Origin of the sequence: Jiella marina, assembly GCF_024359545.1 — a bacterium.
Taxonomy (GTDB): domain Bacteria; phylum Pseudomonadota; class Alphaproteobacteria; order Rhizobiales; family Rhizobiaceae; genus Jiella.
Genome location: NZ_JAKQZG010000013.1, coordinates 45416 through 69457, shown reverse-complemented (window position 1 = coordinate 69457; position 24042 = coordinate 45416). Strand labels below are relative to the sequence as shown.

Genomic DNA, 24042 nt, shown 5'->3' with positions numbered 1-24042 from the left:
TCGGATCAGACCTTCTCGACTTCAGGCCGACCGAGCAGGCCGGAGGGCATGAAGATCAGGACGATCGCGAGGATCGAGAAGGCGGCGACATCCTTGTATTCGACCGAGAAATAGCCGGACCAGAAGGTCTCGATCAGCCCGATCGCCAGACCGCCGAGCATGGCGCCCGGAAGCGATCCGATGCCGCCGAGAACGGCCGCGGTGAAGGCTTTCACGCCGGCGATGAAGCCGATGTAGAAGTCGATGACGCCGTAATAGAGCAGATACATCATGCCGGCGACGGCGGCCAAGCTGGCGCCCATGACGAAGGTCAGCGAGATCGTGCGGTCGACATTGACGCCCAAGAGCGAGGCCATCTTGCGGTCCTGTTCGCAGGCGCGCTGCTGGCGGCCGAGCGAGGTCTTCGAGATCAGGAGCGAGAAGCCGACCATCAGGATGATCGTCATCGCGATGATGATGATCTGCATCCAGGAAATCTGCACGACGATGCCGCTCGGGCTGTCCATCAGCGTGATGCCGCCCTGGATCTGCGGCGGCAGCGGCTTGACGCGGGCGCCCTGGGTCACCTGAACGAAGTTCTGCAGGAAGATCGACATGCCGATCGCGGTGATCAGCGGCGCGAGGCGGAAGGAGCCGCGCAAGGGGCGGTAGGCGATCCGCTCGATGGTCCAGCCCCAGGCGGCGGTACACAGCATCGCCACGATCACCATCAAAAGAAGCACGATGGGAAGGAAGGTGATGCCGATCGCAGCGAGGATCAGAAAGACCGTCAGGGCGATGAAGGAACCGATCATGAAGATTTCGCCATGGGCGAAATTGATCATTCCGATGATGCCGTAGACCATCGTGTAACCGATGGCGATGAGACCGTAGATCGATCCCAGGGTGACGCCGTTGATCAATTGCTGGAGAAAATATTCCATCGACCGCCTATGTGTCGGTTCTTATTGCACCTGCATTGAGGCTGCGCGGCGAGAGCTGTCAGGAACGCCGCGTCCGTGTGCATGATCAATTCCATAGCATGCCGGGAGATTGCAAGTGTGATCGTGAAAAAACCCGTGAGCTTGAAGGAACACGGGGATTGGCGCCCGGCCAAATTCTAAATTTCATTGACGAATCGACGATTCGCGTCGCAGCTGCCTTGAACCGGAGCTTTCGATCAGGAAGCCGGTACGGTTCAAAACGTGACGCTCCAAAAGGAACAGGGCTGGCAGAAATTCAGGAGGAATGGCGCTCCACCGGAGCCCTGGCTTGCGGCGTTGGATCCGCAATCTCCTCGCCGTCCTTCTGCCCGGTATAGGCCAGATCATAACCCGTCGCGGCCATGTTCTGCGGGCTCTTCTCGACGGCACCGCGCCGTTCCAGCCAGCTGGCCAGCAGCCACCACATCACCGCCCAGGCCGCGCCGGCGGTCCAGCCGGCGAGCACGTCGGTCGGCCAGTGGACGCCGAGATAGACGCGGCTGATGCCGATGATCACCGTCAGGAAGCAGGCGATCGCGAGCAGATAGGCCCGGACGCGGCGGCGGGCCTCGACGCGCGCAAGCAGGATCCCGAGCGTCAGATAGGTGACCGCCGACATCATCGCATGGCCGCTCGGAAAGCTCGCCGTATAGACGTGGGCGCCATGGGGGACGAGCTGCGGACGGGGCCGGTCGAACCCCATCTTCAGGAGCTGGCTCACCAGGAAGCCGCTGGCGATCGCCGCCACCACCATGATCATGGATCGCACCTTGCCGGAGACCCAGAGATACAGCCCGACGAACGCCGTGATCATCACCAGGATGCCGACGCTGCCGAGCGCCGTGACGTCGCGACCGAACTCTTCCAGCCAGCGGGGCCCCAGCGGGTCGGAGGTGTCGGAGGCAACCCGAAAGGCAAGCAGGATATCCGTATCGAGCGCTCTCGTGTCGCCCTCGATGACCTCGCCGGCGAGCGAAACGAAAGTCCATATCGCGCCCGCGACGAGAAGGGCGCCGATGAGCGTCCAGATCTCGATTCTCTGCCACAGGAAGAGCGTGGCCTGGTGGAGACGGCGGACGGTTTGTCGGGTGTCTATCATGGGGGATGAAATGCGCGATTGCCCCCGGAAAGTCGAGGGCGGGAGTGTCAGGCGGGCGGCAGCGAGAGGATTTGCCGCGCCTCGGCGGGCGTGGCGGGATGTCGGCCGTGCTTCTCGCAAAGCGTGGCCACCACCTTTACCAGCGCCGCGTTCGAGGGCGCCAACTCGTCGCGGCTCAGCCGCACGTTATCCTCGAGCCCGGTGCGGCAATGGCCGCCATGTTCGAGGCTCCATTCGCAGAGCGTCGTCTGATGGCGACCGATGCCGGCGCCCGTGAAAGTCGCGCCGGGCGCAATACGCTTCAGGGTCTCGACGAAGAAGGCGAAGCTCTCCCGGTCCGGCGGCATGGCGTTCTTGACCCCCATGACAAACTGGACATGGAGCGGGGCTTCGATCTTGCCTTCACGGACCATTTCGGCGGCCTTGAAGATCATCGACAGATCGAAGGCCTCGATCTCCGGCTTGACTCCATACCGGAGCATTTCCTCCGCCAGCCAGTCCACGAGATCGGGGGAGTTTTCGTAGACGCGGGTGGGAAAATTCACCGAGCCAGTCGACAGCGAGGCCATGTCGGGCTTCAAGGGCAGCATGCCGCCGCGCTCGCGGCCATTGCCGGACCGGCCGCCGGTGGAAAACTGCACGATCATGCCGGGGCAATGCTTGCGCACCCCCTCCAGGAGGCGCGCGAATTTCTCCGGGTCCGAGGACGGGCTCTCATCGTCGTTGCGCACATGGCAGTGGACGAGGCTCGCTCCGGCCTCGAATGCCTCATGGGTCGATTCGACCTGCTCCGAAACGGTGATCGGAACCGCCGGATTGTTGGATTTCTTCGGGAGAGAACCGGTGATCGCCACCGTAATGATGCATGGCTCTGTCATGGTGGCGATATCTGCTGAAGGGTGCCGGGAAGTCCAGCGCCGGAAACCGATTCGGCGCGCATCGGGCATGCGGCAACGCATCACCGCTTCGCTTGCCCGGCGGCAGACCTAGATTCGAAGGCCTATCTTCTGGTTGCCAGAACGGCGGCAAATAGGTTGAGATCGCATCGATGTCGCGAAGAGAGTATCGCCCATGAGCCAGACAATGAGCCAGACCCCGGCCGTGCTGTTCGTCTGTCTCGGCAATATCTGCCGCTCACCGCTGGCCGAAGCGGCCTTTCGTGCAGCGGCGGAGCGCGCGCAAATGACGGTCGAGGTCGATTCGGCCGGCCTTGGCCGGTGGCATCTCGGCTATCCGCCCGATCCGCGGGCCCAGGCTGTCGCGCGGCGCAACGGTATCGACATCAGCGAGCGTCGGGCCCGGCAGATTCGTGAAGAGGATTTCCACCGCTTCGATTACGTGATCGGTCTCGACAGCGAGAATCTTGCCGGTCTGCGTCGTCTCTGCCCGGCGAATGCCCGGGCGAGCGTCAGTCTGCTCCTCGACCATGTGCAAGGACGCGCCGGCCAGTCGGTCACCGATCCCTATTACGAGGACGACGCGGCCTTCGACGATGCCTGGCGGGACGCCTGCGAAGGCGCTGAGGGACTGATCGCCAAGCTCAAGAAAGACATGAAATGACCGATCTTGCGGAGCGGGCTGCCCGGATGATGGGCGGCACGTTGCAGAGCCAAGAACCGTTTGCGGGCGGCTCCCTTTCGAGCGTCACACGCTTGATGCTGGAGGATGGCCGCGAGGCTTTGGTGAAATCGGGGCCGGCGCCGAAGGTCGAAGCGCGGATGCTGCAGGCGATCGCCGAGGCCGGCTGTCCAGCGCCGCGCGTGTTCGCCGCCGACGACGAGGCCCTGGTGATCGAACGCCTTCCGGATGATGGCGGGCTGGGAAGCGCGTGGGAGGATCTGGGCGAAGTCCTGCGGCGACTGCACGACAGGACCGGCGAGCGCTACGGGTGGGCGGACGACTATGCCTTCGGGTCGCTGCAGATCGCCAATGGCTGGAAAGACGACTGGCCGGCCTTCTTTGCCGAACACCGCCTCCTGCCGCCGCTATCGGGCGTGGCAAGCGATCTCGCGGTCCGGGTGGAGCGTCTCGCCGCACAGATCCATGAACACCTGCCCGCCCGCCCGGCACCGGCTCTGCTGCATGGCGACATGTGGAGCGGCAATGTGCTGGCTTTCGAAGGCCGGATTTCCGGGCTCATCGATCCGGCCTGCTACTATGGCGACCGCGAGGTCGACATCGCGATGCTGACCCTGTTCGCGAGCCCGAGCGCGCGTTTCTTCGACGCCTATGGTGGTCAGGCGCCCGGCTATCGCGAGCGCCTGCCGATCTACCAGCTCTGGCCGGCGCTCGTGCATCTCAGGCTCTTCGGCGGCGGCTATCGCGGCATGGTCGAGCGCTTTCTCGCGCAGACCGGCTTCTGACAGGCGCCCGAGAAAGCCCGGACGGCGGCGTCAATCCTTGAGGATCGGCGCCAGTTCCTCCAGCAGCGGGCCAAGATGCTGTTCGTAGCGCCGCCATTCCTGTGAACTGCCGCGATACATTTTCTCGCGAACCTGCGTATGGCTGGCCGTGTGCACCGAACGCGCAGTCTTGTGGAAGTCGAGGCAGCCCTCTTCGAATTCCAGGCCGCAATGGGCGAGCAGCGCCCGGGTTTCGCCCTCCTGATCCTCGGTCAGCCCGTCGTAGTCGAGTTCGTAGATGCTATCGGGGAAGGCTTCGTGCCAATGGCTCATGAGCTCGTTGTGGCGGCGGTGGAACCGGGCAATGTCCTGAAGATCGTAGACATATCCAACGCCGTCGGCACCGAAATACTGCCGGTAGTTCGACCAGCAGGTGGCGACCGGATCACGCTTCAGATGAATGATCTTCGCCTCCGGCATGGCCAGTCGGATGAAGCCGATCCAGTAGAAGTTCGACGGCATCTTGTCGGTGATGATCGGTGTCGCGCTGCCGAAGGACTTCAGGACGGCGCCATAGGCGCTGCGGATCTTCTTCAGATGCTCGACAAGGGGCGTGTCACTGCCGCCGGCAATCGATTCCAGGATCGGCGGGAGGATTCGCCGCAGGGCGATCAGCTCTCCGGCGCCGAAGACCTGCGAGTGGCTGGCGAGGATCTGTTCGGTCAGCGTCGTGCCGGAGCGCGGCATGCCGAGAATGAAAACGGGCTGATGGGGCAACTCGCCGAGTGCGTCGCCTGATGGCAGCGTGTCCATATGGGGCGCCATCTTCTCCGTGAAGGTCGAGCGGATGGTGGAGAAGAACTGCGCGTTGCTCTCGTCCTGGTAGGAGAGCATCTCCCGGCGCAGCCGGTTTCCCTCGGCAAGGCACTGAAATGCGCGATCGACATCGCCCAGATCGTCATGGGCCTTTGCGAGCGCAAAGCCGAGGCCGGCCTTTTCAGAAGTGGGCATGTCCGGCGAGTCGAACAGCGTCTCCATCTGCATCAGATGCGGATCGTCCGCGCCGCCGTATTTCTTCAGCCCGCTCAAGCTCATATGGGCCTGGCCATGGTCCGGCTTCAGGCGCAGCACCGTTTCCATGGCGGTGATGGCTTCGCTCTTCTGGCCATAGGCGATCAGCGCGCGCCCCCGGTCGAAATGAGCGCCGATATAGTCCGGATCCAGTTCGGTCGCGCGGTCGAAGTCCCGCAGCGCTTCTTCGTGCCGCGACATCCAGCTCAGCGCATTGCCGCGCATGGACAGCGCCTGGGTGTCATCGGGGAAGGAGCGAAGGAAGATCGACAGCGCCTCTTCTGCCTCCTTGTGGCGCATCGCCTTGCAGAGCGTGATGCCGAGCGGCTTGTGGGTTTCGATCTTTCCCGGATTGAGCAGAACCGCGACCTTATAGGCGCCGGCGGATTTGTTGTACTCGTCGAGCTTGTGCAGGGCTTCGCCGAGCAGCTCCGGGACGAAGGGATATTGCGGATAGTGCGGCGCCAGTTTCTGCGCCAGCGGGACGAGTTCTTCGTGACGCCCCGAGCGGTGCAAGGCCAGAACCTTGACGAGATCGGCCTGGACATGAACCGATCCGGCCTTGGCGCGGGGATGCGCGCGGATCTTGTCGACCTCGGCGAGCAGGCTTTCGTTTTCGGGCGCCGACGAGAGCGCGGTGTTGCAGATCTTCAGCGCGTCGCTGACGGCCCCCTTGCGCACCAAGGTTCGTACCTTGACGACAGCCTGTTTGGCGGTGAGGGGTCTGGCAGACATAAGGCGCTCCGTTCGCGTACCGAATCGCCTCTGTATTACGCGCCCGAGACGGTCTGAAACTGACCTGCCAGTGAGATTTGGGCTGCCTGCGTCTCGTCGTGAGAGAGAGCCGGCGCGTCGTGACGCCTGCGGGTCCAGCCGCCTTGCAGACAGGAGCCCGACACACTCGGGCGCTGCTACTGGTGTTCAAGCTGCGCCGAGGCCGGATACGCCTCAACTCCCCTTGGGCTCGATCCGGTTGACCACGCGCTTCAGCGACCCCATCGACTGGGTGACGTTGGAGCAATCGTGCCGGGCCTCGGCGAGCGCCTCGGGATCGATGGGTTCTCCGGGTTGCAGGTCGTGGAGAAATTCGCAGATATCGGTCACGCGATCGCTGATGGAATCGATCGCCGTATCAAGCTTCTTCGTCATGCCCCGGATCCCACAATGCCCCTTCCGTCGCACGAGCGAGCGACAGACAGAAGTATAGCAGGCCCGTGGCTGAAATGGCAGCCGTGTTGCAACAGCGCTCTCCCGAACGCCGGTGATCGAATCCGTTTCCGACAGGAGACGGTCGATCGGATGACCGTGCGGTGCATTTCACAGGAAATCCATTTTTGTTTCCTGCACGATGCGCTAGACGCGTCCGGGCACGTGGCGGGGATGCTGCAGATCGTTTCGTTCAGAAGGGGGCTTCATGGCTGACACACAGCATGTCTTGGATGCGCCTCTGTCCGAACCTCGCGCCGGCATCTACGACGAGGACGGCTATATCGCCGAGGCGTTCCTGGACCGCGTCAAGGCGGCGATCGCGGCGGAAGACGAGACCTTCCTGCGCGAGACCGTGGGTCCGCTGCACGAATCCGAACTCGGCGACGTCCTGCGCAATCTCGGCCATGACGAGCGCCAGGCGCTCGTGCGCCTCATGGGCGAGGATTTCGACTACACGGCGCTGACCGAAGTCGACGAGGCGATCCGCCTGTCGATCGTCGACGCCATGCCGAACGATCAGGTCGCCGAGGCGCTGCGCGAGCTCGATTCCGACGACGCGGTCTACATTCTGGAGGATCTCGAAGAGGAAGACCGCAAGGAAATCCTCGCCAAATTGCCGTTCCGCGAGCGGCTTCGCCTGCGCCGTTCGCTGGAATATCCGGAAGAATCCGCCGGCCGGCGCATGCAGACCGAATTCGTCGCCGTGCCGCCCTATTGGACGGTCGGCCAGACCATCGACTACATGCGCGAGGAGGAGGACCTTCCCGAATCCTTCGCCCAGATCTTCGTCGTCGATCCGACGTTCAAGCTCCTCGGCGCGGTCGATCTCGACCGGATCCTGCGCACGCGGCGGCCGGCCAAGATCGAGGAGATCATGCACGAGACGCGGCATGCGATCCCGGCCGAGACCGACCAGGAGGAAGCCGCCCAGATCATCGAGCAGTACGACCTGCTTTCGGCCGCCGTGGTCGACGGCACCGACCGTCTGGTCGGCATCCTCACGATCGACGACGTCATCGACATCGTGCAGCAGGAGGCGGAAGAGGACATCCGCCGTCTCGGCGGCGTCGGCGACGAAGAGATTTCCGATACGGTCTTCACCGCCGTCCAGTCGCGTTTCACCTGGCTCCTGGTGAATCTCGCCACGGCGATCCTCGCTTCGCTGGTCATCGGCCTCTTCGACGCGACCATCGAGCAGATGGTCGCGCTCGCCGTTCTGATGCCGATCGTCGCCTCCATGGGCGGCAATGCCGGCACGCAGACGATGACGGTGGCCGTGCGCGCGCTCGCCTCGCGCGACATCGACATCTATAACGCCGGGCGGATCGTGCGCAGGGAGACGCTGATCGGCCTTTTGAACGGTGCCCTGTTCGCCATCCTCATCGGCGTCGTGGCGGCCCTGTGGTTCGGCAATTTCGGGCTGGGTGGCGTCATCGCCGTCGCCATGATCGTCAACATGCTGGCGGCTGCGCTGGCCGGTATCCTGATCCCCATCGTGCTCGACCATTTCGGCGCCGATCCGGCGATCGCCTCCGGCACGTTCGTGACGACGGTGACCGACGTGGTCGGCTTTTTCGCCTTTCTGGGTCTGGCGGCGTGGTGGTTCGGGATCTGAGAAAACAGCTTCCCCAACGATCCTTCGGCCGTGTCAGGTCGGTCTTCCCATTTCTGGCGACGGAACTGTTCGCTGAGGCGAACGAGTGTCGCAATTTGACTTTTACGTAAGTCATGGCGCAAGCATTGTCGGGGCACGGGTGAGTCGTACGGCCGGAGAGCGATGCGCGAATTTTATACGATTACCGAGCTGACGCGCGAATTCGGCATATCCACCAGAACGATCCGCTTCTACGAGGACGAAGGGCTCTTGTCGCCGGTGCGGCGGGGGCGGACAAGGCTGTTCCGCCCGTCTGACCGGCAGCTCCTTCGCAACATCCTGCGCGGCAAACGCCTCGGCTTCTCGATCGCCGAGATCCGCGAGATCATCCAGATGTACCGCGAACCGCCGGGCGAGGCCGGTCAGCTTCGCACGATTCTGCGCAGGGTCGCCGATCGCCGAGCGGAACTGGAGCAGAAGAAGCGCGACATCGACGGCATGCTGGCCGAACTCGAAGCGGCCGAGGAAGCCTGCCTCACGCGCATGGCCGAACTCGGCGTCGGACAGGTGTCGCGATCCGGTTGAACGTGCAGGCGTCCTACCGGGCGGAATCGACGCTGCAGGAGGAGGCCAGTTCACGGACCCGGGTCATGTCTTCCGGGCTTGCGTCATTCGCCATCAGCCGGTCGAGCAGACCCTCGGCTTCCAGCCGATCTTGTGCGCAGGCGCAGTATCGCTGGCAGAACGCTTTACTCTGCGTTGCTCGGCACTGACGGCTGCAATCCGCCTGAAAGACCGCTTCGCGATCAGGAGGGACAATCGTCGAGGCGATGGCGACCAGTCCGAAGAGAATCGGCTGGTGCAGAAGATAGATGATCAGGGCGTGACGGCCCGCCACGCCCAGAAGGCGGAAGCTGCTCAGACTGTCGTTCCAGCTGCGCATGCGCTGAATCAGCCCATGCTCCAGGGCAAGGCGCCCCGCGGCGATCCCCAGGAGCACGGCACCGAAAAAGGGAAAGATCGGCACGAGATCGTTGGAAAGCGGCGGCTTGCCAAACCAGCCGATCCAGGCCGTCCAGCGCGTGTCGAAGCCCGGCAGGTCGAGGAAGCTCGGCAGTGCGACGACGAGCGCGCCGCAGAGCGCGGTGAACCAGACGGGGAGACGCAGAAAGGCCAGCCCGAGGACGCTGGCGAGTGCGATGTGGTGGAGAATTCCAAAGAAGACGAAGCTGTTCGGCGTGGCAAACCAGGTCGCGACCGTGACGGCGAGGGCGCCGGCCACGATCTGCGCCAGCCTGACGGCGAATTTTGACCAGCGGATCTTGCGGCCATGGGCGAGCACAAGGCTGACGCCGACCAGAAACAGGAAGCTGGAGGCAATCGCGCGGGCGAAGATGCGCCAGAAGCCCTGGCCGGTCAGTCCGGGGGCGACATAGGAGAAGTGTTCGAGATCCCAGGTGAAATGATAGATCGCCATCGCGATGATGGCGACGGCCCTGGCGATGTCGATGATCTCGACGCGTCCGCGAGCCGAAGGATTTGCCTTGTCTGCCAAGCTTTCCTCGATTCCGGTGGGCTCCGATTATTGCGGGACGGGGTCCCTTACGTTCCCGGATTACGCTTTGCGGTGGATGGAACGGTGCCGTCGCCGCCTATGTTTCCTGTCCAAAGCGGGCCTACGCGCCGCAGAAGTGTTTGGAAAGGACTTCCATGAAGATCATCGATGCGAGCGGCGCGAAAATCCCCGCCATCGGCCTCGGGACGTACACGCTGGAAGGACAGGATTGCGTCGACATGGTGGCGCGGGCGATCGAGATCGGCTACCGCCATATCGACACCGCCTATATGTACGGCAATGAGCGCGAAGTGGGCGAGGGGATCCGCAAGAGCGGGATCGCTCGCGAAGAGCTGTTCGTGACGAGCAAGGTCTGGTGGACCGATCTCGCCGAATCGGACCTTCTCGCCTCGGCGCGCCGGTCCGTCGAGACGATCGGGATCGGCGCCCTCGACCTGCTCCTGATCCATTGGCCGAACCCGGACGTCGCACTGGAGGAATCCATCGATGCCTTGTGCATGACGGCGGATCAGGGGCTGACACAGCACGTCGGCGTGGCCAATTTCCCCAGCACCCTCGTCGACGAAGCGTCTGCCATGGCCGCGCGCCCGCTTGTCTGCAATCAGGTGGAGTATCACCCGTTCCTGTCTCAGGAAGCCGTGCTTTCGGCCTGCCGCCGTCATGGCATGGGACTTGTCGCCTATTCACCGATCGGACGCGGCGGCGAGGTGCTGAACCATCCGGTGATCCGTGAAGCGGCCGACCGACACGGCAAGTCGCCGGCCCAGATCGTCCTGCGCTGGGAGATCGAACAGGATGGCGTCGGTGCGATTCCCCGCACCTCAAAGCCCGAGCGTCTTGCGGAAAATCTCGACATATTCGACTTCGAGCTGACCGATGACGAGAACGCGGCGATCACGGCCCTGACCTTGCGCTGCGAGCGCCTGATCAATCCGTCCTTCGCGCCGCACTGGGACCGCGCCTGATGGAGCAGGAGGCGCTGAGGCAGTTCACCGCGCGCGTCTCCACCTGGGCCAACCAGGCCCTCGACTTCTTTCACGAACCGTCTTCGCTTGCCCAGCTTGCGGTGATCGCGGTGGCGATCGCCATCGCCTTTCTTCTCAATCGCGTCACCCGCGGACCACTCGAGCGACAGGCGCGCAAGATCAAGGCGGCGCCCAGCCTTCTGCGGATCAACGTCGCGATCCGGCGGCGCATGAAGCTCGTCTATTTCGTTCTCTGCCTGTGGCTCGTCACCCTGATCGACAGCGCCGCGGGCGGACCGCAATCGTCGATCGTTTCCGTCGTCTTCAAGCTGGCGCTCGCCTACCTCGTCATTCACGTCGGCTCACGGATCGTCCGCAATCGTCTTGCCGCGCGCGCGATCACCGTCACCGCCTGGGTCGTCGCGGCCCTGTCGATCCTCGACTGGACCGAGCCGGTCTCGAACGCCCTCGATTCGACCGCGATCACCGTCGGTGAGGCGCGAATATCTGCCCTTCTGGTGATCAAGGCAGTGATCGTCCTGGCGATCACCCTCTGGCTCGCCTCGGTCGTCGGCAATTTCCTGGATACGAGGGTCAAGCGCAGCCAGGAACTGACGCCCGCGTTACGGGTCCTGATCGGCAAGCTGCTCAAGGTCGGGCTGATCGTGATCGCCTGCGTCGTGGCGCTCGCGGCCGTCGGCGTCGATCTGACGGCACTGACCGTTCTGTCGGGTGCGCTCGGCGTCGGTCTCGGTTTCGGCCTTCAGAAGGTGGTGTCGAACTTCATCTCCGGCATCATCATCCTCCTCGACCGTTCGATCAAACCCGGCGACACGATCTCGCTCGGCGATACGTTTGGCTGGATCCGCGAACTGCGCGCCCGATTCGTCTCGGTCATCACCCGCGACGGGCGCGAGTATCTGATCCCGAACGAGGACTTCATTACCAATCAGGTGATCAACTGGTCGTTCTCCAACGAACTCGTGCGGATCGACGTCCATTTCGGCGTTTCCTACGATTCCAACCCGCACGACGTCATCCGCATCGCCAAGGAGGCGACGGCGAGCGTCGGCCGGGTGGTCTCGGAAAAGCCGGTCGTCTGCTGGATGACGGCCTTCGGCGATTCCTCGCTCGACTTCATCATCCGTTTCTGGATCAAGGATCCGCCCGCAGGCCTCACCAACGTCAAGGGCGAGGTGCTGCTTGCGCTCTGGGACGCGTTTCAGGAGAACGGCATCAAGATACCCTTCCCGCATCGCGAGGTCTTGCTGCGGACGCCGGTGACGCTGACTTCAGCAGAGGAGGCGGGGAGGCCAATCGCCGATCCGGAGGGGGCGGAAGGCCGGAAGCAAACCCGCCAAAATGGCGGCGTCGCCGGAGCCCGGGACGAGGGCTGAGATGATCTGCGGCGCCATCGGCAGGCGCCGGTGGCCGCCGGTCGAAGAGAGGGGGCAGGCTCTGTTTTTCTACGTTGCGAAGATCGGCTGGTTTCTCGTCCAGCCCCTCGTCGCCATCCTCATCCTCGCGCTCTTCGGCTTCCTCGTCAGGCGCTTGCGATATCGGCGGCTGGGTGCGGCGCTGATGGGGCTCGCTTTGTTCGCCCTTCTCGTCTGCAGCCTGACGCCCCTCGGCTTGGCGATGACCGCCTATCTGGAAAACCGCTTTCCCCGGCCCGATCTGCCGGAACGGATCGCCGGGATCGTGGTCCTCGGCGGGGGCTTCGACACCCGAGTGGCCCGCACCCGAGACGTCGTCGAGTTCAACGAGGCGGCGGACCGGGCGACCGAGGCCCTGATCCTGGCGCGCCGCTATCCGCAGGCGCGGGTGGTCTTCAGCGGCGGCGTGGCGGCAATCTTCGAAGACGATATTGCCGAGACGATCCCGGCAAGAGCCTTCTTTCTGGGCGCCGGGCTTTCGCCTGAGAGGCTGGTGCTGGAAGCCAAGGCGCGCGACACATTCGAAAACGCCCTCTATGCGAAGCAGGCCGCCAATCCCAAGCCCGGCGAAACCTGGCTCCTCCTCACCTCGGCCTATCACATGCCGCGAGCGGTCGGCTGTTTTCGCCAGGTCGGTTTCGACGTGGTGCCCTATCCGGTCGACTATCGCACGCCCGCAGGCGCAATGCTCTGGCGCCCGTCCAGCGCGACGACGCGCAATCTCGAAAAGGTGCATTTCGCGATTCGCGAATATCTCGGCCTCCTCGCCTACTGGATCGAGGGCCGGACGGATGCGCTCGTGCCGGCGCCTCGCGGCTGAGGGCGCCTCACTGGGCCTGCACGATGACCTTGAGCGCCCGCGAGTGGAACTGGCGGTGGGCGAGAATCGTGACGACGATGACGGTCGAGGCCACGAGGGCGAGGGGGCCGAGCAGCCAGCCGAGATAGGCGACGGCGAAGAAGATCGATCGAAGGCCGGCGTTGAAGTGCCGACCGGCGATCTGGTTGAGGCCGGCGGCCCGCTCGATCGCGGCCCCGGCCGCCGGCATGTCGGCGGCGGCGTCCTCGCGCATCGGCACGGCGCCGATCAGGATCGAGCAATAGTTGAACAGGCGATACGACCAGCCGAACTTGAAGAAGGCGTGGCAGAAGATCGCGATCAGGCCGAAGAGCTTCAGTTCCACGAGAGCGCGATCGAGTTCGCCGGAAAACGGCAGATCGGCGGCGATGGCCGAGATTTCCTCCGCGGAGCCCAGTAGCGCGAAACAGCCGCCGATGGCGAAGATGCAGGCCGAGGCGAAGAACGCCGTCCCCTGTTGAAGCCCGGCCATGATCGCCGTGTCGATCATGCGAAGATCGCGCTTCAGCATGGCCTGCATCCATCGCCGGCGCTCCGCGTTCATCGCGCCGGTGAGACCGCGGCCGGCTCGGGCATGGCGATCGACGACGATGTTGTAGCCGAGCCACGCTGCGAGAAAGACCGTGACGGCGAGGGTATCGTTCAAATGAAGGTTCATGTGTTAGGGCCTGCGAAAGGGCGGAGCGGCAGACTGCGTCGGATCGCAAGCGACTGCGAGTCGCCGCGTGTGAAAACAGGTGCCACGGCCCGCGGGATCGGCAAAGCCCAATGAATGGGCGGTGGCATCGGCAGAATGGTCAAGCTTTATGCAAGGCACCTATGCAAGATCGCATAAAATTCGTTTTGGCACCCGCTTGTAGAGGCCGACTTTAACGGATAATTAACGCCTTGAGCTCGCCGCCGGGGGGATGTTGCGGAGCTTGAAATTCGGGGTTCAGGATAGTCTCTGATCATGGATGACAGCGTGCGGAAATCGTGCTGGGGCGTGACCGTTTGGACGGTCGCGGTGTTCTCGGCTCTTATGATTCTCGGCTTCTTGTTCGAAAACGCCGAGACAGTGGCGATCGCTGCGAACTGACGCGAGCGGCGCCGCTTCGCGCCCCACAAGGGCGCCAACTCTCTTGAAAATCTCAGCTCTGGCTTCGCGGCGCGCGCAGGTGCGTGCGCTGTGTTGGTCGTGAAGGCCGGCCGCCGGTCTCAAATGAGCGGCTGCCCTTTAGCAGGGCCCGTTCGGATCGCCGGCTGACCAGTCGGTGATCGGCGTCCAGCGCGGGCCGCACTGGTGCGTGTTTGCGGAATCCGGTGGAAAAGCGCCGAGTGCATCTTGGCCTCCCCGCCGGGCAGGGCCACATCTGACGCCATGGCCTTGCACCTCATCAAGCTCTGCGTTGGCGTCGATGCGCCGGACGATCTGATCCGGCATGTGGAATATCGTCGTGCCCGTGCGCAGGCGGCCGGGCATTCCGAGGCCTACGCCCATATCACGCGGATGGTGCCGAAGCGCGCCTCCGAGCTCGCCGAGGGTGGTTCGCTCTATTGGGTGATCCGCGGCTTCGTGCAGGCTCGGCAGGCCATCGTCGGGATCGAGCCGTTTTCCGATCACGAGGGCACGACACGGTGCCGGATCGTGCTCGAACCCCAGGTCGTTCTGACGCGCAACCAGCCGCGGCGACCGTTTCAGGGCTGGCGTTATCTGAAGCCGGACGACGCGCCGCCCGATCTGCCCACGCTGAGCGAGGGCGACGACGATCTGCCGCCGCAGCTCAATCGCGAGCTTCAGGAGATCGGCGTCTTTTGACCACTGCGGGCGGCCCGGCGAAATCTGCCGACCTTGAGGATTCCATTCAGCGGAAGCGCATGCGGATGGCGACGCTGCCCTTGGGCGAGTAGCTCAAGATCCGCGTATGGCTGACCGGCTGCGAGGCGCGCCAGGCACGGGCGCCATAGGACAGAAGCAGGCCGACCAGTTCCTTAGCCTTCATGCGCGAGCGGCCGTCGCGCGCGTCGGAAAGGCGGAGGGCAGCCTGCTGAAGCGGGTGGGTGCCGGCCGGAAGGGTCGGTGCCGGAAGGCCGGAGCGGCTGGCGATGGTCAGGTCGCGGCCTGGATTTTCGCTGGACATGACTTCCCCTCTCAACGCACCTTCGGATCGGCCGCCGCAGGGCGGTTGCATCCGAGAACTCGATACTGTTTGCGGTGTGCTCCGCCGGCAGATCCCTTGCGGCTCGACCCGATGCGGGATCGGGCGGGAGATCGTGCCGATCGGTATTCCGGTGGCGTCATGCCAGGTTCGACGACAGGCCGACACCGGCCCTTTACCGTCAGGGCTGGCCCGTCGTTTCGGGCCGGCCGGTCCATGGCTTCAGGGCCATGGGGCGGTTCGCCTGGCGGGCGAACCGGATGCGATCAGTTGGCGACCGCGTAGCAATTGTAGGAGCGCTGCTTCAGGGCGGCGCAGGCCTTCCATGCTTCGTCCTTGGTCGAGAAGCCAGCGAAGCGGGCGCGGTGCAGGGTGTTGCCACCGCTATTCACGGTCTCGGTGAAGGGTTCGGCCGCCTGGAGCGGTGAACCGACCGCGCGCTTGGCCTTGTCGAGCATGCTCAGAGCCTGCTGTGCCGTGTCGGTTGCCGCGATCTGCACCACCCAGGCGGAGTCGATACGGGACGGAACGGCTTTCGCCGGGGCCCTGCGGCCGATTGCGCTGGTCGTGGCCCGATCCACATCGCTGGTCGCGTTCGGAATGGAGGCGGCGGGAACCGGCACGTTCCTGGCTGCGGCCGGCCGCGCCAGCGGGATGATCGAGGCCACCCGCGACGGGCGCTCTTCGACCAGGGCGGCGCGGATCGCATCGCGACCCTGGAGCGGCCGGGCGGTCGGCTGCGGCAGCCGCGCGGCGATGTCCTGACCGGGCGAGCTCTCATAGGCCATGGCGATGCGGTCGTCGATCGACATGGCGCCACGCGTCGGCCGGCTGTCCGGCACCGGGCCTTCCTTGGGAAGCGCGGCGACGGCAACGCCGAGATCCGGCCGGGCGGCGATCAGCGGTCCGCCATCGCGGCGGCTCGCCTTCGGCATGTAGCGCTGCAACAGGTCGACCATGTGATTGTCGCGCGAGCGGCCCGAGCGGCCGCCCATCACCACCGCCACGACGCTCTTGCCGTCATCGGTCTTGACCGAGCTGACGAGGTTGAAGCCGGACGCGTTGATGTAGCCGGTCTTGATCCCGTCGACGCCCTTGTAGCGGCCGAGAACGCGATTGTGGTTTCCGAGCCGGCGACCCCGAAAATTGTAGGACCGGGTCGAGAAATAGCCGTAGTACTCCGGGAAATGCTCGCGCAGAGCGATGCCCAGCGTTGCCATGTCGCGCGCCGTCGTGCGCTGCTCGCCGTTCGGCAGGCCGTTGGCATTGCGGAACTGGGTCTTGGGCATGCCGAGGCTGTGGGCCTTGGCGGTCATCTTGCGGGCGAAGGCCGATTCCGAACCGGCGAGGAATTCCGCCAAGACCACCGCGGCGTCGTTGGCCGATTTGGTCACCAGCGAATAGATGCCCTCTTCCACCGTCAGATAGCTGCCGGTCTTCAGGCCGAGCTTCGACGGCGGGCGGCCCGCGGCATAGCTCGAAACCGGCATCTTGTCGGTCTTGGAAATGCGCCCGGCCTTCAATGCCTCGAAGGTCATGTAGAGCGTCATCATCTTCGTCAGCGAAGCAGGGTAACGGTATTCGTCCGCACGGTCCGAATAGAGAACCTTGCCGTTATTGGCGTCGATGACGAAGCCGGCATATTTCGAGTTGGCTTTTGCCTCGCCCGAATTGGCAGTCAGCGCAACGCCCGTGCCGACCACGACGAGGGCGGCATATTTCGTGAACTGGCGGGCGGCGCGTCTTAGATACGACAGATCGAATTGCACGCGGTCACTCTTCAATCTTCTGTGTGGTGCGGCGAACTGGAGAGCTCTTGTGGGCGTTGTTGCCCCAATACGAAAATTCGCTAGCCCGCAGTTGCGCCGGTTTCATGGCACAGACCGTAATCCCCGTTGGATTACCAATCGGTTTATATCCGTCGTATTTTATTGACTCTATTAGCCAACCCCGGCGCTGAGTCCGGCCCGGCCACGGAGCGTCATTGCCAATTCGCTCTCTTCCCGCCCGTCCGGCCGCGGTGAGCGAGCGAAGCTCCGCCGAAAATTTGCTGCACCGCAACATAGCCCCCTTGCAATGTTTTGTGCGATGCAATATGTCTTGGATCAGCAAGTCGAGGACGGCGTCGCTGACATGATGAGCAGTCGGGTCGCCGCTCCCGGATCATGAATTTGAGGACGGGAAAGGATCAACCCATGAACATGTATGAAGACGCCGGCAAGGTCACCAAGGAAGCCATGGACAACGCGCTGAAGTCCTTCGCCGCGATGACCAAGGGCCTCCAGCAGATCACCGCCGAGAACGCCGACTTCGCCAAGAAGACCTACGAGCAGCAGACGGCGATGATGGAGAAGCTCGTGCAGGCCAAGACCCTGGACAAGTCCATCGAGGTCCAGACCGACTTCGCCAAGACGGCCTATGAAAACTGGGTCTCGCAGGTGACGAAGATCAACGATATCTACGCCGGTATCGCCAAGGAGACCTACAAGCCGTTCGAGAACACGGCTGCGATGGCTTCCAACACGGCGACCAAGGCTGCCAAGGAGACTGCGTCGGCTGCCGAGAAGAAGGCCAGCGCCTCCGCCAACTGATGTCCGGTCTACGCCGCGGCGCATTAGCGCGGTCGGCAACCACGGAATTTGATCGAAAGGCCCGGTTCCACCCGGGCCTTTTTGCGTTAGTGTTTCGTCAACGATGACGGTGTGTCCGCCCGTGCGCCACAGGGCGTTCGCGCGGCTCCTTAAATTTCCTCACCCAGTGCATACATGAGAGCCAAGGCGATGGTGGCTGAACGGACCGGAAGGCTGATGGACGAAAGGCTTAACAACCGCCCCTACAGGCTCGAGGGGGAAGATGACGGAGGCGACGGGAATAACGAACGCGGAACCTCGGTCATCACGCGAACGAAACCGAAAACCAAGCGCCCGAGCCTTTACAGAGTGCTGCTTCTGAACGACGATTACACTCCGATGGAGTTCGTCATTCATGTCCTGGAGCGCTTCTTTCAGAAAGATCACGAAGCCGCCACCAGGATTATGCTGCACGTGCACAATCATGGCGTCGGAGAATGCGGAGTCTATACGTTCGAGGTTGCGGAGACGAAGGTCACGCAAGTCATGGACTTCGCGCGCCAACACCAGCATCCGCTGCAATGCGTGATGGAAAAGAATTGAGGTGAAGCTTGCCGACATTTTCGCAAAGCCTTGAGAAGGCACTTCATCAGGCCCTGACATTTGCCAATGAGCGTCATCAGGAATTCGCGACGCTCGAGCATCTGCTCCTGGCCCTTCTCGAGGACAAGGACGCGGCGGCCGTGATGCGGGGCTGCAGCGTCGACATCGACCTTCTGCGCAAGAATCTCACATCCTACATCGATACCGAACTCGCCAACCTCGTCACCGGGCACGAGGAGGATTCCAAGCCGACTGCCGGTTTCCATCGGGTGATCCAGCGCGCGGTCATCCATGTCCAGAGTTCCGGCCGCGAGGAAGTAACCGGCGCCAACGTGCTCGTGGCGATCTTCGCCGAGCGCGAAAGCCATGCCGCCTACTTCCTGCAGGAGCAGGAGATGACCCGCTACGATGCGGTCAACTTCATCTCCCACGGCATCTCGAAGCGCCCCGGCGCCTCCGAGAGCCGCCCCGTGCGCGGGGCGGAGGACGACCAGTCGACGGTCGGGCAGGAGGAGGAGGGCAAGCGCAAGAACGCGCCTGACGCTCTCACCGCCTACTGCATCAATCTCAACGAGAAGGCCCGCACGGGTCGGATCGATCCGCTGATCGGCCGCGCCGACGAGATCAACCGCACGATCCAGGTTCTCTGCCGCCGCTCGAAGAACAACCCGCTCTATGTGGGCGATCCGGGCGTCGGCAAGACGGCAATCGCCGAAGGTCTCGCCAAGCGCGTCGTCGAGGGCGACGTGCCGGACGTGCTCGCGGATGCCACGATCTTTTCGCTCGACATGGGCACGCTGCTCGCCGGAACCCGCTACCGCGGCGATTTTGAGGAGCGGCTCAAGCAGGTCGTCAAGGAGCTCGAGGACTATCCGGGCGCGGTGCTGTTCATCGATGAGATCCATACGGTGATCGGCGCAGGTGCGACCTCGGGCGGCGCCATGGATGCGTCCAATCTCCTGAAGCCGGCCTTGTCCTCGGGGGCGATCCGTTGCATCGGCTCGACCACCTACAAGGAGTATCGCCAGTTCTTCGAGAAGGACCGGGCGCTGGTCCGTCGCTTCCAGAAGATCGACGTGAAGGAGCCGTCTGTCGAAGACGCGGTGTCGATCCTCAAGGGCCTGAAGCCCTATTTCGAGGATTTCCACCGGGTGAAGTTCACCAATGACGCCATCAAGTCGGCGGTGGAGCTTTCGGCCCGTTACATCACCGACCGCAAGCTGCCGGACAAGGCGATCGACGTGATCGACGAGACCGGGGCGTCGCAGATGCTGATGCCGGAGAACAAGCGCAAGAAGCAGATCGGCGTGAAGGAGATCGAGGCGACGATCGCGACCATGGCCCGGATTCCGGCCAAAGCCGTCTCCAAGGACGACGAGGAGGTTCTCGCCCATCTGGACGAGCAGCTGAAGCGCGTCGTCTACGGTCAGGATCAGGCGATCGAGAGCCTGGCATCCGCGATCAAGCTGGCCCGCGCCGGCCTGCGCGAGCCGGACAAGCCGATCGGCTCCTACCTGTTCTCGGGTCCGACGGGCGTCGGCAAGACCGAGGTCGCGCGTCAGCTCGCCTCGTCGCTCGGCGTCGAACTCCTGCGTTTCGACATGTCGGAATATATGGAGCGGCACACGGTCTCGCGTCTGATCGGCGCGCCTCCGGGCTATGTCGGCTTCGATCAGGGCGGCCTGTTGACCGACGGTGTCGACCAGCATCCGCACTGCGTGCTTCTGCTCGACGAGATCGAGAAGGCGCATCCGGATCTGTTCAACATCCTGCTGCAGGTCATGGATCACGGCCGTCTGACCGACCACAACGGCAAGCAGATCAATTTCCGCAATGTGATCCTGATCATGACGACCAATGCGGGCGCAGCGGAAATGGCCAAGGCCACGATCGGCTTCGGCCACTCCAAGCGCACCGGCGCCGACGAAGAGGCGATCAACCGCCTGTTCACGCCGGAATTCCGCAATCGTCTCGATGCGGTCATCCCGTTCGGCGCGCTGCCGACGCCGGTGATCCATCAGGTGGTGGAAAAGTTCGTCATGCAGCTCGAGGCTCAGCTGTCCGAGCGGGGCGTGATCTTCGAACTCACGCCTGATGCCGTGTCGTGGCTCGCCGAGAAGGGTTACGACGAAGCCATGGGCGCGCGTCCGCTCGGCCGGGTCATTCAGGAGCACATCAAGAAGCCACTGGCGGACGAAGTGCTCTTCGGCAAGCTGAAGCGGGGCGGAACGGTCCGCGTCAGCGTGGTCGAGGACGAGGCTGGCGAGAAGAAGATCTCGCTGGAGGCGATCGCGGACGAAGTGCCGCCCCCTCGCTCCAAGAAGAGCGCAGAATCGAAGAAGCGCGCCAAGGTTGCCGCCGACGGTTCGGATATCGAAGACGAAGCGCCGGAGCCCGAAGAGGGCGGCGAGCCCAAGTCGAGCCGGCGCAGCGGTTCGGTTCCCAAGGTTCCGCGCCGGGCGAATTGACGACACGCCACTCCGGCCAATATCAACGCATCGGCTCGCCCGCGAGGGCGGGCCGATTTCGTTTTGCGTTGCGCGGGGCCAAGCTGGCTCATGACCATCCCGGATTCTGAAGCCGAGCGGACAAGCCTCGGCTGGGCGTTGATCGGTGCAAAAGGCATCTTCACGCCGCCGGCCCTTATCCTCACCACGGCTTTTTTTGGCTTTGCGGGCTTGTGCCGCGAGGCGGGGATTTCCTGGCAGGAATCCGCCTTCATGACGGCGGTCGTCTGGGCGCTGCCAGCCAAGATCATTCTCCTGGGCGCGATCACCGCCGGGGTGTCACTTCCGGCAGCAGCCCTCGCGGTTGCGCTGTCCTCCATGCGGATGATGCCCATGGTGGTGGCGTTGATGCCCGAAATGCGCGGCCCGAAGACGCGCACGCCGACCCTCCTGTTCCTGTCGCATTTCGTGGCGATCACCGCCTGGGTCTTCGCCATGGAGCGCTTCGACAAGGTGCCGCGGGACAAGCGCACGGCGTTTTTCGGCGGCTTTGCGGTGACGCTGACCGCATTGAACACCGTGCTCGTCGCCCTCGTGTTCAATCTGATGGGCCAGTTGCCGGCGCTTGCGACGGGGGCGCTGGCCTTTCTCACGCCCGTCTACTTTTTCACCTCGCTCTATGGCTCGGCGAGGGATCGCTCCGGACGGCTCGCCCTCTTCTTCGGCATGGCCGCGCTGCCACCGGCGCATTGGCTGACGCCGGGCTATGAGCTTCTGGTCGCGGGAATCGGGGGTGGGCTGGCGGCGTTCGTCTGCGGCGCGTTTCTCGACGGCCGGGCTCGGACGAACTGATGTCCGACTGGGTCTATTCCGACGCTGTTTCCTGGTGGCCCTACGTCTTCATCCTGCTCGGCGGATGGCTGCCGACCGATGTGTGGCGCTATCTCGGAGTCGTCTCGGCCAGCCGCATCGACGAGACGTCGCAGGCGGCTGCGCTGGCCCGTACGATCGCAACCGCGCTGGTCGCGGCGGTCATCGCCCAGCTCGTGTTCTATCCCTCGGGCGCGCTCGCCGACATTCCGACCTGGGTGCGCCTCGTTTCGCTCGCGGTGGGGTTCGCGGCCCATCAGGCTTTCGGCCAACGCATTCTCGTGGGGATCTTCGCGGCCGAGGCGGTGATCGGCCTCCATGCGCTCGCAGCATTGGCGGGCTGAATTCGCAAGTGGACCGGGTGAGCCGTGCACGCGCAGAGCGCTCCCGTCGATCAATCGACCGGACTGCGGAGTATCGAGCTTTATCTATCTGAAAATTTTAAGGAAACTGGAGCGGGCGATGGGATTCGAACCCACGACCCCAACCTTGGCAAGGTTGTGCTCTACCCCTGAGCTACACCCGCCCGCTCCGATCGGCGCCGACTCGTCAGCCCCGAAGGTGGGCGGTATATGGCCGAAAGCTACGGCGAATGCAACAGCGAATTTCGCCGATTTTCCAAGATTCCGTGACGAGCCTCCCAGGTGCTGCGATTCCCTTCCGGGACGCTCTTCAATGCGGCTCTCCCATCGGCTATTGCGGGGCGGACGAACGATACAATGGCGTTTGAGGACGAGCCGGTGGTAGCCACGCGCGACGATCTGATGCGGTATCTGGAGGAACTCGGGATCGCGGTTTCGACCGTCGAGCACCCCCCGCTCCATACGGTCGCCGAATCCCAGGAACTGCGCGGTACGATCCCCGGCGGTCACACCAAGAATCTCTTCGTCAAGGACAAGAAGAGCCGGTATTTTCTGGTCGTCGCCGAAGAGAGCCGGGAGGTCGATCTGAAGACGCTCCATCGGCGGATCGGCGCGCAGGGGCGGCTGTCCTTCGGCAATGCCGAGGCGATGATGGCGATGCTGGGCGTCGAACCCGGCTCCGTCACCGCCTTCGGCGTCATCAACGATACGGAGCACCGTATCTCGGTGGTGCTTGATGAGGGGCTCCTTGCGCACGATATGGTGAACTGCCATCCGTTGACCAACCGGGCGACTACGACGATCCCGACCGACGGATTGATGAAATTCTTCCGAGCGACCGGCCATGAGCCGCTGGTCATCGGGCTCGAAGGCGAGACAGATCAGGCAGACGGGACGAGCGGATGAGCGACAATCCCTACGGTAATCCTTATGGCGGCTTCGGCCAGCAATCGGTCGGCCTCGGTCCGCAACCGACGGCAGCCCAGCCGCAACCTCGGGCTCAGCCCCAGGGCGGTAGCTCCCTGGCAGGGCTGATGGAGGGCGCGGGACCGGCACCCGCCGACCTGATCAAGGATACGACCACGGCGAAATTCTCCGCCGACGTGATCCAGGAATCGCGGAACCAGCCGGTTCTCGTCGATTTCTGGGCGCCCTGGTGCGGCCCGTGCAAGCAGTTGACGCCGATCCTGGAGCAGGCGGTGCGGGCCGCCGGCGGCAAGGTCAAGCTCGTCAAGATGAATATCGACGAGCACCCGGCGGTGGCCGGCCAGCTCGGCGTCCAGTCGATTCCGGCGGTCTTCGCCTTCGCCAACGGACAACCCATCGACGGCTTCATGGGTGCGCTTCCCGAAAGCGAGATCAAGGCCTTCATCGATCGCCTGACTTCGGGCCAGCAGGGCGGCGGGGATCCGATCGCCGAAGCGCTGCAGGAGGCGAACACACTTCTGGCGAATGGCGATGCGGGCAATGCCGCTCAGCTCTTCGGGGCGATCCTCCAGCATGAGCCGGGCCATCCCGGCGCGACCGGGGGCCTTGCCGAATGCTATCTTCAGGCGGGCGATGCCGAGCGGGCCAAGGCGCTGATCGACCAGGTTCCGGCGGACAAGGCGGACGATCCCGCCGTCGCAGGCGTCAGGGCGAAGCTGAAGCTTCAGGAGGAGATCGCCCATCTCGGCGATCCGGTTCAGCTGCAGGCGCGGATCGAAGGCAATGCCGACGACCATCAGGCCCGCTTCGACCTGGCGCTCATCGCAAACGCCATGGGTGACCGCCAGACGGCCGCCGGCCATCTTCTGGAGATCATTCGCCGCGACCGCAGCTTCAACGAGGATGCTGCGCGGCTGAAGCTTCTGGAGTTTTTTGCTGCCTGGGGACCGACCGATCCGGCCACCAAGGACGCAAGACGGCGTCTCTCCTCGCTCCTGTTCTCCTGACACGA

General features: G+C 63.8%; 24 protein-coding genes and 1 tRNA gene. 15 read left to right on the top strand and 10 right to left on the bottom strand.

Annotated features, from left to right (window positions below; genetic code table 11):
* Nucleotides 1-5 precede the first annotated feature (5 nt).
* The 3 genes from MF134_RS19460 to MF134_RS19450 all read right to left on the bottom strand — a co-directional run bounded on the left by MF134_RS19460 (nt 6) and on the right by MF134_RS19450 (nt 2939).
* Complete coding sequence (locus MF134_RS19460; RefSeq protein ID WP_255341154.1) at nt 6-923, bottom strand: ABC transporter permease subunit; 918 nt, start codon at nt 921-923, stop codon at nt 6-8.
* A gap of 295 nt (nt 924-1218) precedes the next feature.
* Complete coding sequence (locus tag MF134_RS19455; protein ID WP_255341153.1) at nt 1219-2061, bottom strand: phosphatase PAP2 family protein; 843 nt, start codon at nt 2059-2061, stop codon at nt 1219-1221.
* A 47-nt stretch (nt 2062-2108) separates the two neighbouring features.
* Entirely contained in the window at nt 2109-2939 is an 831-nt protein-coding gene (locus tag MF134_RS19450) for a BKACE family enzyme (RefSeq protein ID WP_255341152.1), read from the bottom strand.
* A 205-nt stretch (nt 2940-3144) separates the two neighbouring features.
* Between MF134_RS19450 and MF134_RS19445 the strand changes: the two genes are divergently transcribed.
* Together MF134_RS19445 and MF134_RS19440 are read left to right on the top strand one after the other, a co-directional pair.
* Nucleotides 3145-3621, top strand: coding sequence for a low molecular weight protein-tyrosine-phosphatase (locus MF134_RS19445; protein ID WP_255341189.1), 477 nt, complete (start codon nt 3145-3147; stop codon nt 3619-3621).
* Entirely contained in the window at nt 3618-4424 is an 807-nt protein-coding gene (locus MF134_RS19440) for a fructosamine kinase family protein (RefSeq protein WP_255341151.1), read from the top strand. Before MF134_RS19445 ends, MF134_RS19440 begins: the two co-directional genes overlap by 4 nt.
* 30 nt (nt 4425-4454) lie before the next feature.
* Here MF134_RS19440 and MF134_RS19435 read toward each other — a convergent pair whose 3' ends face one another.
* Nucleotides 4455-6209: a tetratricopeptide repeat-containing sulfotransferase family protein gene (locus tag MF134_RS19435; RefSeq protein ID WP_255341150.1), complete on the bottom strand. Its 1755-nt coding sequence runs from the start codon at nt 6207-6209 to the stop codon at nt 4455-4457.
* Between the two features lie 213 nt (nt 6210-6422).
* Nucleotides 6423-6623, bottom strand: coding sequence for a hypothetical protein (locus MF134_RS19430; protein ID WP_255341149.1), 201 nt, complete (start codon nt 6621-6623; stop codon nt 6423-6425).
* Between the two features lie 265 nt (nt 6624-6888).
* Between MF134_RS19430 and mgtE the strand changes: the two genes are divergently transcribed.
* A complete protein-coding gene (gene mgtE / locus MF134_RS19425; protein ID WP_255341148.1) occupies nt 6889-8298 on the top strand; it encodes a magnesium transporter in 1410 nt (469 codons plus the stop codon).
* Between the two features lie 162 nt (nt 8299-8460).
* Nucleotides 8461-8862, top strand: coding sequence for a MerR family transcriptional regulator (locus MF134_RS19420; RefSeq protein ID WP_255341147.1), 402 nt, complete (start codon nt 8461-8463; stop codon nt 8860-8862).
* A 13-nt stretch (nt 8863-8875) separates the two neighbouring features.
* Here the strand turns inward: MF134_RS19420 and MF134_RS19415 are convergent, their stop codons facing one another.
* Nucleotides 8876-9832, bottom strand: coding sequence for a heparan-alpha-glucosaminide N-acetyltransferase (locus tag MF134_RS19415; RefSeq protein WP_255341146.1), 957 nt, complete (start codon nt 9830-9832; stop codon nt 8876-8878).
* 155 nt (nt 9833-9987) lie between these two features.
* Between MF134_RS19415 and MF134_RS19410 the strand changes: the two genes are divergently transcribed.
* Genes MF134_RS19410 through MF134_RS19400 form a run of 3 tightly spaced genes read left to right on the top strand, consistent with a single transcriptional unit; the run spans nt 9988 to nt 13074 of the window.
* Nucleotides 9988-10818 carry an aldo/keto reductase gene (locus MF134_RS19410; RefSeq protein ID WP_255341145.1) on the top strand — a complete coding sequence of 277 codons (831 nt, stop codon included), beginning with the start codon at nt 9988-9990 and terminating at the stop codon, nt 10816-10818.
* Complete coding sequence (locus MF134_RS19405; RefSeq protein ID WP_255341144.1) at nt 10818-12215, top strand: mechanosensitive ion channel family protein; 1398 nt, start codon at nt 10818-10820, stop codon at nt 12213-12215. Before MF134_RS19410 ends, MF134_RS19405 begins: the two co-directional genes overlap by 1 nt.
* A gap of 1 nt (nt 12216) precedes the next feature.
* On the top strand, nt 12217-13074 hold the full coding sequence (locus MF134_RS19400) for a YdcF family protein (RefSeq protein WP_255341143.1): 858 nt from the start codon (nt 12217-12219) through the stop codon (nt 13072-13074).
* A gap of 7 nt (nt 13075-13081) precedes the next feature.
* Here the strand turns inward: MF134_RS19400 and MF134_RS19395 are convergent, their stop codons facing one another.
* Nucleotides 13082-13771, bottom strand: a complete 690-nt coding sequence (locus MF134_RS19395) for a DUF599 domain-containing protein (protein ID WP_255341142.1) — start codon at nt 13769-13771, stop codon at nt 13082-13084.
* Between the two features lie 702 nt (nt 13772-14473).
* On the opposite strand from MF134_RS19395, the gene MF134_RS19390 reads away from it, so the two are divergent.
* The gene (locus MF134_RS19390) at nt 14474-14911 is read left to right on the top strand and encodes a DUF1489 family protein (protein WP_255341141.1); all 438 of its coding nucleotides are present in this window, start codon (nt 14474-14476) and stop codon (nt 14909-14911) included.
* 46 nt (nt 14912-14957) lie between these two features.
* On the opposite strand, the gene MF134_RS19385 is transcribed toward MF134_RS19390, so the two are convergent.
* Both MF134_RS19385 and MF134_RS19380 read right to left on the bottom strand, forming a co-directional pair.
* On the bottom strand, nt 14958-15233 hold the full coding sequence (locus tag MF134_RS19385) for a hypothetical protein (RefSeq protein WP_255341140.1): 276 nt from the start codon (nt 15231-15233) through the stop codon (nt 14958-14960).
* Nucleotides 15234-15517: 284 nt separating this feature from the next.
* Complete coding sequence (locus MF134_RS19380; protein ID WP_255341139.1) at nt 15518-17020, bottom strand: SPOR domain-containing protein; 1503 nt, start codon at nt 17018-17020, stop codon at nt 15518-15520.
* A gap of 426 nt (nt 17021-17446) precedes the next feature.
* Here MF134_RS19380 and MF134_RS19375 point away from each other — a divergent pair, with 426 nt between their 5' ends.
* From MF134_RS19375 to MF134_RS19355, 5 genes are all read left to right on the top strand, one after another.
* Entirely contained in the window at nt 17447-17842 is a 396-nt protein-coding gene (locus tag MF134_RS19375) for a phasin family protein (protein ID WP_255341138.1), read from the top strand.
* Nucleotides 17843-18058: 216 nt separating this feature from the next.
* A complete protein-coding gene (gene clpS, locus MF134_RS19370) occupies nt 18059-18424 on the top strand; it encodes an ATP-dependent Clp protease adapter ClpS (protein ID WP_255341137.1) in 366 nt (121 codons plus the stop codon).
* A gap of 8 nt (nt 18425-18432) precedes the next feature.
* The gene (gene clpA, locus MF134_RS19365) at nt 18433-20892 is read left to right on the top strand and encodes an ATP-dependent Clp protease ATP-binding subunit ClpA (protein ID WP_255341136.1); all 2460 of its coding nucleotides are present in this window, start codon (nt 18433-18435) and stop codon (nt 20890-20892) included.
* A gap of 90 nt (nt 20893-20982) precedes the next feature.
* The gene (locus tag MF134_RS19360; RefSeq protein ID WP_255341135.1) at nt 20983-21723 is read left to right on the top strand and encodes an AzlC family ABC transporter permease; all 741 of its coding nucleotides are present in this window, start codon (nt 20983-20985) and stop codon (nt 21721-21723) included.
* The gene (locus MF134_RS19355) at nt 21723-22085 is read left to right on the top strand and encodes an AzlD domain-containing protein (protein ID WP_255341134.1); all 363 of its coding nucleotides are present in this window, start codon (nt 21723-21725) and stop codon (nt 22083-22085) included. The genes MF134_RS19360 and MF134_RS19355 overlap by 1 nt, the downstream gene beginning before the upstream one ends.
* A 107-nt stretch (nt 22086-22192) precedes the next feature.
* Here the strand turns inward: MF134_RS19355 and MF134_RS19350 are convergent.
* A tRNA-Gly gene (locus MF134_RS19350) sits at nt 22193-22267 on the bottom strand.
* 193 nt (nt 22268-22460) lie between these two features.
* Between MF134_RS19350 and MF134_RS19345 the strand changes: the two genes are divergently transcribed.
* Together MF134_RS19345 and trxA are read left to right on the top strand one after the other, a co-directional pair.
* Nucleotides 22461-23009 carry a prolyl-tRNA synthetase associated domain-containing protein gene (locus MF134_RS19345; protein ID WP_255341133.1) on the top strand — a complete coding sequence of 183 codons (549 nt, stop codon included), beginning with the start codon at nt 22461-22463 and terminating at the stop codon, nt 23007-23009.
* Nucleotides 23006-24037: a thioredoxin gene (gene trxA, locus MF134_RS19340; RefSeq protein WP_255341132.1), complete on the top strand. Its 1032-nt coding sequence runs from the start codon at nt 23006-23008 to the stop codon at nt 24035-24037. The genes MF134_RS19345 and trxA overlap by 4 nt, the downstream gene beginning before the upstream one ends.
* Nucleotides 24038-24042: the final 5 nt, after the last annotated feature.